Below are 12,844 nucleotides of genomic sequence, written 5' to 3' on the forward strand. Positions count from 1 at the left end.
TGGAGTAACGAGACCGCTGCCGGGGTGCGCAGAGCCCCGCTGACAGGTTTCCTCCGAAGTAGTTCTAGCCCCGTGCACGTATCCTCACCGGATGCGTACACGGGGCTAGAAACATTTCCACCGCCGGGCCGTCGGCGCCTGGCCCGCACCTTGAGATGACACGCCCTAGACGACGGGTCCTCTGGACCCGTCCACGACCCTCTTCATCACCATGGTGGAGTTCAACCGCTCCACCCCTGGCAGGGTGCCGAGCACGGAATCGTAGAGCTCCTGGAAGCCGGTCATGTCTCTGGTCAGCGTGCGCAGGATGTAGTCGGTCTCCCCGAACAGCCGCTCAGCCGAGACGATGGCCGGCTCCGCTTCGACAGCATCCTCGAATGCAGCGACAGTAGCCTGGTCAGTCCTGCCCATGGTCACCATGACCAGTGCCTCGAAAGTGAGGCCCAGCGCCTCGGGATCCACCGCGGCGTGATACCCGCGGATCACTCCCGTGTTCTCGAGATCGCGGAGCCGACGGTGACATGTCGACACACTCAACCGCGCATGGTCGGCGAGGTCCGTGACGCTCATGCGCCCGTCCTCCTGGAGCAGTGAGATTATCTTCCGGTCAATCGCGTCCATGGAAGATATCTTCCCACACATGCCCGGATAGGTGCTGAAACTTCGAAACACATCCCCCGCTACCTGCAATAAGATTTCATACCATGGAAGCTACTCTGGTCCTGCAGTTCGCCGTCACGGCCGCACTACTTACTCTGGTCCCCGGCGCGGACTGGGCCTACGTCATCAGCACCGGCACCCGCAGCCGGTCCGTCGTCCCTCCCGTTCTCGGCCTCGCCAGCGGATACGTCGTGCTCGTCGCCGCCGTGGCGGTGGGCGTCGGTGCCCTGGTGTCGACCCACCCCGACATCCTCACGGTGGTGACACTCGTCGGCGCCTGCTACATCAGCTACCTGGGCATGAGCACTCTGCTGAGCCTGCGGGGCCCCGACGGGCCCCTGCCGCGCACCGACGAGGGAGCGCCTGCGGACGGCGCCAACGGGCTGCGCCTGTACCTGCGGGGCATGGGGGTCAGCGGCATCAACCCGAAGGCGATGCTGATGCTGCTCGTCCTCCTGCCGCAGTACCTCACCCCCGACGGATGGAGTTCCACCGCGCAGACCGGACTCCTCGGAAGCATCTTCATCCTCGAGGTCGTCGTGATCTACTTCGGCGTCGCCCTCTTCGCCCGGTCGTTGCTGCTGGGGCGTCCGCGGCTGAACACCGCAGTGACGGCGTTCTCCGGCGTGCTCCTGACCGGCTTCGGGGTGTGGCTGCTGCTGGATGTTCTCGTGTTTTAGAGGATGTCGTCCGGTCGGTAGGACGCGGCCTCCGGGTGGGCGGAGACCAGCGCGTTGATCCGGGCGAGGACGCGGTCGACCTGGTCCTCGGCCGCGCCGATGAACGCGTGACGGTCGGCGAGCGCAGTGTTCAGCGCGTCTTCATCCAGCGGAAGCCGCTCATCCGCCGCCAGTCGCTGGACCAGGTCCTGGTCCCCGCCGTTCTCCCGCATATTGAGCGCCACGGCAACCGCGTTCTCCTTGATGACCTCATGTGCCGTCTCCCGTCCCACCCCGGCACGGACCGCCGCCATGAGGATGCGGGTGGTGGCGAGGAACGGGAGGTAGCGTTCCAGCTCCCGGTCGATCATCGCCGGGAACGCACCGAACTCGTCGAGGACGGTGAGGAACGTCTCGCACATGCCGTCGAAGGCGAAGAACGCGTCCGGCAGGGCGACGCGACGGACGACCGAACAGAAGACGTCGCCCTCATTCCACTGGGACCCGGCGAGGTCGGAGGCCATGGTCATGTAACCGCGCAGGATGATCTGCATGCCCCCGACGCGCTCGCAGGACCGCGCGTTCATCTTGTGCGGCATGGCGGACGAGCCGACCTGCCCCTCCTTGAACCCCTCGGTCACGGTCTCGTTACCGGCCATCAGGCGGATCGTCATCGACAGTGACGACATCGCCGCCCCCAGTTCCACCAGTGCGGAGAGGGCGTCGAAGTCGAGTGACCGCGGGTAGACCTGCCCGACAGAGTCGAAGATCCTGGCGAAGCCGAGCTCATCGGCGATGACCTGCTCAAGAGCCGCCAACTTCTTCGCGTCGCCACCCAGCAGGTCGAGCATGTCCTGGCTGGTGCCCATCGGCCCCTTGACCCCGCGCAGCGGGTAACGGTCCAGCAGGTTCTCGATGCGCTCGATCCCGACCATGAGTTCATCCGCCGCTGAGGCGAAGCGCTTGCCCAGCGTCGTCGCCTGTGCAGCGACGTTGTGTGACCGTCCTGCCATCACCAGGGACTTGTACTCCGCGGCGTGGCGCCCGAGCTGAGCCAGGACGGCGACGGCTTTGTCACGGGCGATGGTCAGTGACCGGTGGATCTGCAGCTGCTCCACGTTCTCGGTCAGATCCCGGCTGGTCATCCCCTTGTGGATGTCCTCATGACCGGCCAGCGCATTGAACTCCTCGATGCGCGCCTTCACGTCATGCCGGGTGACTTTCTCACGCTCCGCGATGGAATCGAGGTCGATGGTGTCGATGACACGCTCATAGTCGGCGATCGCCGCAGCGGCGATATCGATGCCCAGGTTCTTCTGCGCCTTCATCACCGCGATCCACAGGCGGCGCTCCATGAGGATCTTGTCCTCAGGGCTCCAGATAGCAGTGAGTTCAGCGGAGGCGTAGCGGTTCGCCAGGACATTCGAGATCTTCTTTTTGTCAGCCACGGCAACCAGTATCCCACAACCAATTGCCACAGTGACTACTGTGCGGAACTGGTGCCCTGTCCTGGTAATCACGACTAGTACGCGATCATCGGTGACCGAGTCGAGGACCTCGACCGATTCAGCACGCACCAGCGGGGAAAGCCACGCTATCCTTACCTCATGAAAATCCTTCGCGCAGTCGGCGCGATCCTGGTCCCGGCGGTCGCCGTCGGCTTGTCCCTCAGCTCCTGCTCTTCTGATTCAGGAGACGGCTCGACCTCCGGTTCGCCGGACTCAACAACCTCGTCACAAGCATTTCCGAGGACAGTGGACCACTTCCGCGGATCCACCGAGATCCCCGAGGCACCCCAGCGCATCATCACCCTCGACAACGCCTACCTGGACTACGTCGTGGACCTGGGCGGCACCGTGGTCGGCGTCTCCGATATCGGTGCCGAGCTCGTCCCGACCTACCTTGACGACGAGCAGGCAGAACGCGCCGCGGATGTCGAATCTGTGGGGAACATCGCGGAACCGCAACTGGAGAAGATCGCGGCTCTGCAACCGGATCTGATCCTGTCCTCCGACGTGCGGCACAAGGAGTACTACGACCAGCTCACGGAGATCGCCCCCACCGTGTTCAGTGAAGACACAGGGGACACCTGGCAGGAGAACTACCTGTTGACCGGCGAGGCGCTGGGGAAGAAGGAGCAGGCCGAAAACCGCCTGTCCGAGATCCGTGATCGTGCGGGCCGCATCGGCGACCGGATCCGGGACGAGGGCACGGACGATGTAGCGGACGTCAGCGTCGTGCGGATCAAGGACGAGAACACGATCAGGTTGTACGGCGAAGACACGTTCTCCGGCTCAGTGCTCGCGATGGCTGGTCTGCCGCGTCCCGAGAACCAGGAGTCCGGGTACCCGGGGCAGGATTACGGGATGTACGTGGTCTCGCCGGAGAACCTCGATGAGGCAGACGCCGACCTGGTCCTCGTGTCTGTTCCGGAAGAAGGCACAGCGAAGGCGAAGGAGTGGTCGGCGATCTCTGACGCCGTTCTCCAGACGTCCACCTGGACATCCTTCGACGGACGCAAGGTCGACGTGGATGAAGGGACCTGGATGACCTCGGTCAGCCCGATCGGGGCAGATCACATCCTCACCGATGTGGCTGGCATCTTCGACGTCGACGGGGAGTGACTGTTCTCGAGGCGAACCCACCGGATCACTCGCGGATGAAACCGTCGTATTCGCTCACCCTGGTGACCTCTTCACCGTTACGCAGCACGAGCTGTAGGCCGTGCTCCGGTTCCCACTCACACTCGTTTTCAGTGATGACGAACCATTCGTCCGTCTCGTCGTCCAGCTCGACGGTCGCCGAGGTCCCGAGCGTCACGAAGTTCCAGACGTCCGCTGGCTCGGTGATCTCGGGAATACCGTAGTCTTCGCGTTCCTCGGCAGAGAACTCCTCCGTTGCCTCCCGGTAATACGCGAAGACCTGGGAGGTGGCGTCCTTGAGGGAGGACTCCTGCAGCGACCGGTAGTTCGACAGGCACGTCGCGACGTCGTCGAGGTCGACGTCCTCGTCGTCGTGGATGACGGTGAACTCGACATCGTCGCCCACCACGTCGACGCTCAGCGTCGCAGTCCATTCGTCATCGCTGTCGCTGAACTGGCCGTGTCCCGGAATCTCGATCGTCATGCCGCAACCCTAACGTGTCTCACCGCCCCGCCTGGCACACCGGGCACCAGTAGATCTTCCGCGCAGCCATCTCCCCCAGCTCAACGGGAGTCCCACACACAAGGCAAGGCAGCCCGGCGCGTCGGTACACGTACACTTCTCCGCCGTGGTCGTCCTTACGCGGTTTGCGTCCCATCGCTTCGGGGGTGTGCTCGTCACGGACCGTGTCGATTCGTCCGTGTTCCAGGCCGTAGTCCATGAGCAGGACCATGTCCTGCCAGATGTCCTCCAGCTCTCCCCCTGTCAGCGACGTTCCCGGAAGGTTCGGATTGATACCGGCGCGGAATAGCGCCTCGGTGCGGTAGATGCTGCCGACACCGGCATACATCGACTGGTCCATCAACAACGCGCCGATCGGTTTCGATGACCGTCGGGTACGGGTGAACGCCCGCTCCCGCTTCTCCTCGTTGAGGGCCCCGTCCTCCGACGGTCCGCCGACGGGTCGCAGGGGGTCGGCACCCAGCTTCCCCAACGCCGTGTCCTCCTCGGACGGCCCGATGATGACGCAGCGCTGCGGGCCGCGCAGATCTGCCGCGACAGATCCGTTGTCGATTCGCAGACGCACCTGACCGCGAGGTTCCGCGAACGGCTCCAACGTGAACGTGCCGATGAGACCGAGATGGATGTGGACGATCCGTGCATCCGGCACGGTCGCGTCGCCGAAGTGCAGGAAGAGGTGCTTTCCCCACGCCTCCGCGCCTGAGAAGGGCGCGCCGTCGAGGGACGTCGCTTCGGTCGCGAAGCGCCCCTGCGGTGACGACACGTTGACCGGTGCCCCGGCGAACTGCGCGTTCAGCTCGCGGGCGAGACGGTGGATCACATGACCTTCAGGCATCAGTCTTCGTCCGGGTCATTGCCGCGGATCCTGTCGACCTGACGGTCTGCGAGGTCCATCAGGATCTGTGGTTCGTCGATGCCACTCGCATCGACTCGGAAAGCGACTCCTTCGACATTCCCGACCACGACTGACACAGGATTGTCCCCACCCTGCGAGTCTGAATCACTGACGACGGTAATGACGTGGACATCCTCTGCCCCGATGATCTCCGCGTCAGACGAATCCGCCTGGAATGTCACCGCAGGACGATCGGGTTCGAGCTCGGAATGCTGCGTAAAAGTCTCACATTCGGATAAGTCGTCTGGCAACGCCATGCCCGTATTCTCCGGATCGGTAGAGATCATCGCGTTGACCTCACCCCCATCGGATTCCGACTGCGGAAGGAATCCAGCGGCTGCCGTCGTATCCGGATTGTCGTACAGCTCCGCCAGCATCGACACCGCTGACGGTGCGATTGCCGCACACACCTCTGGTTCCGTAATTACCGCTTTCGCCGAATCCAGCAGGTCAGACATGTCTTCGTCATTACTTTCCTCGAAGACTTCAGTGGCGTCGCCCCATTCCCACCCGGCCGGAGTATCGGAATCGGTGAGCATCATGTCTGACGGATCCTTAGAGGTGGCGTCACCTGAACCCGAACCGTCGGCACCGTCACTGGCGTCGGACGAACATGCGGCAGCCGAGACCAGCAGGCCGACTGTCGCCAGCGCGGCACAAGTACGGCGGAGAGTCTTGTCAGTCATTCATCCAGCCTATCCGGTTCAGTGCGCTGGAATCTCGATACGTCCCTCGACCGCTGCCAGGCCAATGTCGGTACGGAAGTGTCCACCCGGCAACGAGATCCTGCCCAACTCGTCGTAGGCGGCAGCCCGGGCGTCCTCCAGTGTGGCGCCCTTACCGATCACGTTGAGCACACGTCCACCGGCGGACACCAGCGCCCCGTCCTTCTCAGCGACACCAGCAGCACGGATTCCGCGGGCTTCATCCCCGGCAGCGGCACCGGAAATCTCCACCCCGGTGACCGGAGACGCCGGGTAGTTCTCCGCAGCGAGCACCACCGTGACCGCGTACCCGTCCTGCCATTCGAGCGGCGCGAGCTCATCCAGTGTCCCGGTGGCCACCGCATTCAGCACCCCGCCCAGCGGGGTCGTCAGGAGATCGAGGACGGCCTGCGTCTCGGGGTCGCCGAAACGACAGTTGAACTCCACCACGGCAGGTCCGTCCGCGCCCCAGGCCAGGCCCGCGTACAACAGGCCGGAGAACGGGCAGCCTTCCTTCACCATCTGCGCGGCAACCGGCGCAACCACGTCATCGACAATGGTCTGCACACCGTCCTCCGGCAACCACGGCAGCGGAGTGTAGGCACCCATGCCGCCGGTGTTCGGGCCTTCGTCATTGTCACCGACACGCTTGTGGTCCTGGGCGGGGAGCAACGGAACCACGGTTTCGCCGTCCACCAGGCAGAACAGTGAGACCTCGGGGCCGTCAAGGAAGCTCTCCAGCAGCACCGGGTTCCCGGCGGCATGGACGTGGTGGACGTGCTCGAGAGCTGCGTCACGGTCCGGGGTGACGACGACGCCCTTACCACCGGCCAGTCCGTCGTCCTTCACGACCCAGGTGGGACCGAAACGGTCAATGGCAGCGCTGATGTCCTCCTCGGTAGAACCGGGGAGCAGTGACTCGGCGTGGGCGGTCTTCACTCCCGCCGTCGCCATGATCTCCTTGGCGAATGCCTTGGACCCCTCGATCCTGGCAGCAGAGGCCGACGGGCCGAACACGGCGAATCCTGCGTCACGCAGGGCGTCCGCCACCCCGGCAACCAGGGGGATCTCGGGGCCGATGACGACCAGGTCGGCAGACAGCTCCCGTGCGAGGGCAACGACGGCGTCGGGGTCGTCCCCCTTCGTCCCGGGGTGAAGTGCCGCCACCCCGGCCAGGCCGGGATTACCGGGTGCGACGTGCACCTCGCTGACCTCGGGGTCAGTGGACAGTGAGTAGGCCAGGGCGTGTTCGCGGGCTCCGTTGCCGATGACGAGTGTGCGCATGGCTGAACAGTTTAGCCGCTACCATCGACAGCATGGCTTCCGTATTCAGCAGTATCATCTCCGGCGACCTCCCGGGCCGCTTCGTCTACCGGGACGAGACCGTCGCCGCGTTCCTCACCATCGAACCTGTCGCCTACGGTCACACACTGGTCGTGCCGGTGGAGGAGGTCGACAAGTGGACCGACCTGGACCCTGCACTGTGGGCACATCTCAATGAGATCGCCCAGCATGTGGGTGCGGCGATCGTGGAGAAGTTCGACGTGCCCCGCGCCGGCTACCTGATCGCCGGTTTCGAGGTCCCGCACGCCCATATCCACGTCTTCCCCGCCTCGGACATGTCAGGCTACGACCTGTCCAACGCACTCGGCATGAACGACACCGACCCGGAGAAGATGGACGACGCTGCCGAGAAGATCCGGTCAGGTCTACGGTCCCGTGGAGTCGACGTTAGCGACAGCTGATGGAAGAGGAGATCGAGTCCATCGCCAAGGCGATCGCCGAGGCGGAGTCCGAGGCACAGCAGGTGCAGCAGGAACAGTTCCAGGAAACCCCCGGAAAGATGATCCTCAACCAGCTGTCGCAGTTCACCGACGGTGTGCGCAACACCCTGGAGTTCCCGTCGCGACTGCTGCCCCGGACGCCGCAGCTACCCGGAGGAACAACCACGCTGCCGATCGGAGCCCGCCAGTACACGGTCGGCTTCGTCGACGACCTGTGGCACGCGCGCCCCACCGAAGAACGGCCGTACCCGGTGGTGCTGTTGCACGGAACGATCTCCTCGAAGAACGCGTGGCAGAACCTGGTGGTCTCCCTCAGGGACAAGGGGTGGGTGGTGTTCGCCCCTGACTACGGCATCCACGGCACGCAGGACGTCCTGACCTCGGCACGGGACATCGCCGCCTACCTCGAACAGGTGTTCGCGGCGACCGGGGCAGAGAAGATCGACATCGTCGGACACTCCCAGGGTGGACTGCTCGCGCGGTACTGGATCAACGAGATGGGCGGTGCCGACCGCATCCACCACCTGGTGTCGTTGTCCGCCCCGCACCACGGGACGACAGTCCGGGGACTGCTGGCGTCGGTGATCACCGCCAGCGAGACGACGGTCCGGGTGGCGGAGGCGGTGGTCAGCAAGATGATGGGTCCGGCAGGCATGCAGCAGGTCGTCGGGTCCCCGCTGATCGAGACGATGACGACCGGCCCTGAGACCCGGCCGGGGATCCGGTACTCGTGCCTGGCTACGCGCAATGACACCACCGTCGTCCCGTTCGAAACTACATTCCTGAAGCCGGATTCGGGGGACGGCCCCGGGGGGCCTGCGCGGGTGTGGAACGCGTTCCTGCAGGATCACGGGGTGAGCCGGGTGCGGCACGACGAGATGCCTGCTCATCCCGAAGTGCAGGATCTTGTGGTGAAGATCCTCGAGGAAGGGCTGCGGGACTGAACGTCACGTCGGGACGAAGTTCCCGGAACCCCGGACTTGTGTTGGTCTGGCACTCCTTTGGCCGACACAAGCGTGGCGTCTCAAGAGGCGAAGCACTCCTCGGCGGTCTGTAGCGTCTCGATCTCTCTTCGCCTCCTTGCTTACTGAGTAAGTTACCGGGTAACATTCGAGGAACTTACCGAGTAAGCAACACCTTCTCAGCCGAGGAAGACACCATGTCCATCAAGTTCGCCCTGCTCAGCCTCTTAGCCGAGCAACCCCGGAGTGTGGGGAAGCTGAAGTCCGACTTCGAGGCCCGCACGCGGGAGACCTGGCCCGTCAACGTCGGGCAGGTCTATCAGACGATCCAACGTCTCGCCCGGGACGGCCTCATCGAAGTGACCGGGTCCGACACCGGTGCGTCCGGACGCCACACAGAGATCTACGCCGTGACCGACACGGGCCACTCCGAACTCACCACGTGGTGGCACTCCCCCGTCCTGCCTCCCCCCAACGACCGGGATGACCTGGTGATCAAGACAGCCATGGCAGCGTCCACGTCCGGGCCCCTGCCGGAGGGCATGGACTTCGCGTCGGTCCTGCACAACCAGCGGCTGGCCGTCCTCGACGAACTGCGAACGCTCACCAGGAAGAAATCAGAGGTCCCTCCGTCCACTGCGGCCGACAGACTGCAGCTCGAGCGCCGGATCTTCGATCTCGAATCCCAGATCCGCTGGCTCGACCAGATAGAAGCTCTGCCACCCGCCACAGAAACCGAGGAGAACTGAGACCATGACACGCCCCAACAAGACCTCGCCCCTCTCTCCCCGGCGCCTGTCCGGCAATGAGTCCGAGGACGCGACAACGTCCGCCGCGGCTCTGCACCTCGACCAGGTCAGCCGAATCCATCAGGACGGCCCCACCACCGTCACCGCACTCGACCGCGTCACGCTGACCATCGAACCCGGTGAGCTGGTTGCGGTGATGGGCCCGTCGGGATCCGGAAAATCCACGTTGCTCAACGTTGCCGGCACGCTGGACACCGCCAGCGATGGACGCGTCCTCGTCGCCGGGGTGGATGTCTCGCATCTCTCCGCGCAGGCCCGCGCGGAGGTACGACGAACCCATGTGGGCTACGTCTTCCAGGACTACAACCTGATCCCGACTCTTACGGTGGCGGAGAACGTCTCACTACCGATGGAGCTCAACGGTACGAAGAGGAAGGACGCCCGCGCCGCAGCACTCAGCGCCCTGGAAGAGATCAGTCTCAGCGACCTTGCCGACCGTTTCCCGTCTGAGGTCTCGGGCGGTCAACAGCAGCGCGTCGCCGTGGCACGGGCCTTGATCGGCGACAGGCACCTTTTCCTCGCCGACGAACCCACCGGCGCCCTGGACTCGGTGACTGCCGAATCCGTCATGTCGCTGCTACGAAACCGGGTTACCGACGGCGCCGCAGGGCTGCTGGTCACCCATGAGCCCCGCTTCGCCGCGTGGGCTGACCGCACCGTGCACCTGCGCGACGGCCGGATCATGGAGTGATCATCATGTCGAACATCTTTTCCCGACTGCGGGTCGCCCTGCGTCTAGCCCGGCGCGACCTGGCCGCCCACAAAATCCGCACCGTCGTCGCCCTGCTGCTGTTCGCTCTGCCGGTGTCGCTGGTGGTGGGTTTTGCGTCGATGGTGAGCGGCTATGACCGGGCACAGGACAAGTCTCCGATAAGCAACGTCACATCGCTGTCCTTCATCAGTCAATCGGGCGAATCACACCGGTCTCTGACTCCTGCTGTCGTCTCGGAGCAGGGGGATGAGCTTTCTGCAGGAATCGGGGATCTGGCCGACTCGCTGTCCGCGACTGTCCTGCAGACCTCCGAGTTCAGCCGGGGCGACCGGAGCATCGATCTCGACGTCTTCACCGTCGCCCCGTCAGCGGACGGTTCCGGCCCGGAGGTCGACCCCGGCACGGTGCACCTCAATGACCGGGCAGCGTTTCTCATGGACGCCGAGGACGGAGACACCGTCACAGTCGACGGCTCCCCCCTGACTGTGACCGTCGGCGCTGAATACACGGGCTCGGTGGTCAGTACCGAAGATGTACCTGTCAACCAGAACATCATGTCGGTGAGATGGTCCTTCCCCACCGACCAGGATGAGACAGCGAAGATCACCTCGGCACTGACTTCAGAGGACAGTGACCTGGCCTCCTCCGTGAGCATCCACGGCCGCGGGGAACCCGGTTCGATCTCCTTCGGACTCGACTCCTTTCTCGTCGCGCTGAGCGTGTTCATCCTCGGCGTTCTTCTGATCTCTGCGGTGATAACCCCGGTGTTCGCCGTCGCCGCGCGACGCCAACGACGGGCCATGGGATTGATGAGTGCGACCGGTTCCGCACCGCGCGATCTACGCCTGGTGATGCTCGCTGAGGGCTTGATCGTCGGCGTCATCGGCACTGTCCTCGGCCTCCTCCTATCCGTCGGTGTCGCCCTCGGGTTGGAGAATCTGACTCCTGGTGCCACTCCCTACTGGTCATGGCCATACGCCGTCGCTGTGTCCGTCATCGCCCTGATCTGCAGCGTGACCTCAGCACTGGTGCCTGCACTCCGGGCAGGGAAAGAGGATCCGGTCCAGGCACTCAGCGACGGCGGCAGCGTCCGGATGACTGGGTTCAGGAAGCGTATGCTCACCGGGCTGATCTTCCTCATCCCCGGGGTGATCCTGACCCTGACCTCGAACTACGAGGCACTCACCATCGGGGTCGCCTTATGCGGTATCGGTGTTGTACTCAGCAGCAGCCTGCTCGTGTGGCTCATGTCCCGACTGGGAAGTCGACTACCCACCGCTGGACGACTCGCAGTCCGGGACAGTCTGCGAAACAACCACCGCACTGTCCCTGCTGTCGGCGCCATAGCCGGAGCGACGTTCCTCGCCGCAGCAGCACTGACGCTGCCCTACGACGTTCCGGTGTGGACGGATTACAAGGACAATGTCGCGGTGGTCTCCAGTAGCCAGGGTGGCGACGAGACCTTCTACACGGAGGAACTCAGGACGATCTCGGACCGCATGGGAGCCCGCGAACAGCACACGGTCGCATCAGCCGAGAACGCTACCCGGCACGGCTCCACGTACCACGTGAACGTCCGCCCGAACAACGACAACGCCGCAGACGTGTACGGGTACGCCACGTCCCCGAATGACATCCAAGTGACTGACGGCGGGGTGTTCGGTGCATACGACGGCATATCCGAGGAAACGGTGAAGAATGCCTCCGACGCTCTCGCAGAAGGAAAAGCGGTGGTTTCATCCCCAGATATTCTCCACAACGGAGAGGTCACTCTGGACCTGCGCGAATACGACCCCTACTACGGCTACATGCCCGACTACTCTGATGAGGATCCCGGTCCACCTGACGATTCACTGACCGTCCCGGCAATCCTTGTCCCCGGCCTCTCAGATATCGGCACAGTCTATGGCACGGCAATCAGCCCTGAAACCGCTGCATCCCTGGGCCTGGACACCTCATACTCCGAGACAGTGCTCATCCTCGATAAGCCGGTCACTACCCTCCAGGCGGCTCTCTCGGTCACGGGCCTCTGGCCAGTGTCCTCACAGTATGTCTCCGTCGACACCCCGGCGGTCAACGGTGAACGGGCGATCATGTTCACCGTCCCCGTCACGCTGAGTTGGGTTCTCACCCTCGGTACGCTCCTGCTGGTCGTCCTGCTCGCCGCCACGGAATCCCGCAGGGACATGGCGACGATCACCGCAATCGGTGCTGCACCAGGACTGTTGCGCAGGTTCTCCGCAGCACAGGCCGTGTTCATCGCCCTGCCGGGCACGCTTCTCGGAGCCGTGATCGGAACCCTACCTGCTGCAGGACAGGCACTTCGGGAACTTCACGGAGATCCGGTCTTCGTCACCGGTTTCCTCACCCCGTCCCAGTGGCTCGCACTCGGCCTGACCGCTGTGGTCGGTCCGGTTCTGGCCTGGATTGCCGGATCTGTCATCGGTGCCGTCACCTCCCGCGACCGCTCGCCGGTCCGTCGGCGCTGACACGT

The 12,844-nt window shown here is 64.2% G+C and carries 13 protein-coding genes; 7 read left to right on the forward strand and 6 right to left on the reverse strand.

The window, feature by feature from the left end; all coding sequences use genetic code 11:
• Positions 1-165: 165 nt before the first annotated feature.
• Positions 166-621, reverse strand: a complete 456-nt coding sequence (locus FS507_RS09755; RefSeq protein WP_145942604.1) for an Lrp/AsnC family transcriptional regulator — start codon at positions 619-621, stop codon at positions 166-168.
• Between the two features lie 83 nt (positions 622-704).
• Between FS507_RS09755 and FS507_RS09760 the strand changes: the two genes are divergently transcribed.
• Positions 705-1,340: a LysE family translocator gene (locus FS507_RS09760; RefSeq protein WP_145942605.1), complete on the forward strand. Its 636-nt coding sequence runs from the start codon at positions 705-707 to the stop codon at positions 1,338-1,340.
• Here the strand turns inward: FS507_RS09760 and purB are convergent.
• A complete protein-coding gene (gene purB / locus FS507_RS09765) occupies positions 1,337-2,776 on the reverse strand; it encodes an adenylosuccinate lyase (protein ID WP_186314643.1) in 1,440 nt (479 codons plus the stop codon). The genes FS507_RS09760 and purB overlap by 4 nt on opposite strands.
• A gap of 150 nt (positions 2,777-2,926) precedes the next feature.
• Between purB and FS507_RS09770 the strand changes: the two genes are divergently transcribed.
• The gene (locus FS507_RS09770; protein ID WP_145942607.1) at positions 2,927-3,943 is read left to right on the forward strand and encodes an ABC transporter substrate-binding protein; all 1,017 of its coding nucleotides are present in this window, start codon (positions 2,927-2,929) and stop codon (positions 3,941-3,943) included.
• Positions 3,944-3,968: 25 nt separating this feature from the next.
• Here FS507_RS09770 and FS507_RS09775 read toward each other — a convergent pair whose 3' ends face one another.
• From FS507_RS09775 to purD, 4 genes are read right to left on the reverse strand one after another with little or no spacing between them, the layout of a single operon-like run.
• On the reverse strand, positions 3,969-4,445 hold the full coding sequence (locus FS507_RS09775) for a DUF6985 domain-containing protein (RefSeq protein ID WP_145942608.1): 477 nt from the start codon (positions 4,443-4,445) through the stop codon (positions 3,969-3,971).
• A gap of 19 nt (positions 4,446-4,464) precedes the next feature.
• The gene (locus FS507_RS09780; protein ID WP_145942609.1) at positions 4,465-5,319 is read right to left on the reverse strand and encodes an Fpg/Nei family DNA glycosylase; all 855 of its coding nucleotides are present in this window, start codon (positions 5,317-5,319) and stop codon (positions 4,465-4,467) included.
• The gene (locus tag FS507_RS09785; RefSeq protein WP_145942610.1) at positions 5,319-6,065 is read right to left on the reverse strand and encodes a hypothetical protein; all 747 of its coding nucleotides are present in this window, start codon (positions 6,063-6,065) and stop codon (positions 5,319-5,321) included. Before FS507_RS09785 ends, FS507_RS09780 begins: the two co-directional genes overlap by 1 nt.
• 18 nt (positions 6,066-6,083) lie before the next feature.
• A complete protein-coding gene (gene purD, locus FS507_RS09790; RefSeq protein WP_145942611.1) occupies positions 6,084-7,367 on the reverse strand; it encodes a phosphoribosylamine--glycine ligase in 1,284 nt (427 codons plus the stop codon).
• 32 nt (positions 7,368-7,399) lie between these two features.
• Between purD and FS507_RS09795 the strand changes: the two genes are divergently transcribed.
• The 5 genes from FS507_RS09795 (at position 7,400) to FS507_RS09815 (ending at position 12,839) form a co-directional block, all read left to right on the forward strand.
• Positions 7,400-7,828: an HIT family protein gene (locus FS507_RS09795; RefSeq protein ID WP_145942612.1), complete on the forward strand. Its 429-nt coding sequence runs from the start codon at positions 7,400-7,402 to the stop codon at positions 7,826-7,828.
• Positions 7,828-8,811 carry an esterase/lipase family protein gene (locus tag FS507_RS09800; protein WP_145942613.1) on the forward strand — a complete coding sequence of 328 codons (984 nt, stop codon included), beginning with the start codon at positions 7,828-7,830 and terminating at the stop codon, positions 8,809-8,811. The genes FS507_RS09795 and FS507_RS09800 overlap by 1 nt, the downstream gene beginning before the upstream one ends.
• Before the next feature lie 215 nt (positions 8,812-9,026).
• Complete coding sequence (locus FS507_RS09805; RefSeq protein WP_145942614.1) at positions 9,027-9,578, forward strand: helix-turn-helix transcriptional regulator; 552 nt, start codon at positions 9,027-9,029, stop codon at positions 9,576-9,578.
• Between the two features lie 4 nt (positions 9,579-9,582).
• Positions 9,583-10,329: an ABC transporter ATP-binding protein gene (locus FS507_RS09810; protein ID WP_145942615.1), complete on the forward strand. Its 747-nt coding sequence runs from the start codon at positions 9,583-9,585 to the stop codon at positions 10,327-10,329.
• A gap of 5 nt (positions 10,330-10,334) precedes the next feature.
• Positions 10,335-12,839 (forward strand): FtsX-like permease family protein, encoded by a 2,505-nt coding sequence (locus FS507_RS09815; RefSeq protein ID WP_145942616.1) that lies wholly within the window; start codon positions 10,335-10,337, stop codon positions 12,837-12,839.
• The last annotated feature ends 5 nt before the right edge of the window (positions 12,840-12,844 follow it).

It is taken from the genome of Corynebacterium glyciniphilum AJ 3170, from assembly GCF_007673095.1.
Taxonomy (GTDB): Bacteria; Actinomycetota; Actinomycetes; order Mycobacteriales; family Mycobacteriaceae; genus Corynebacterium.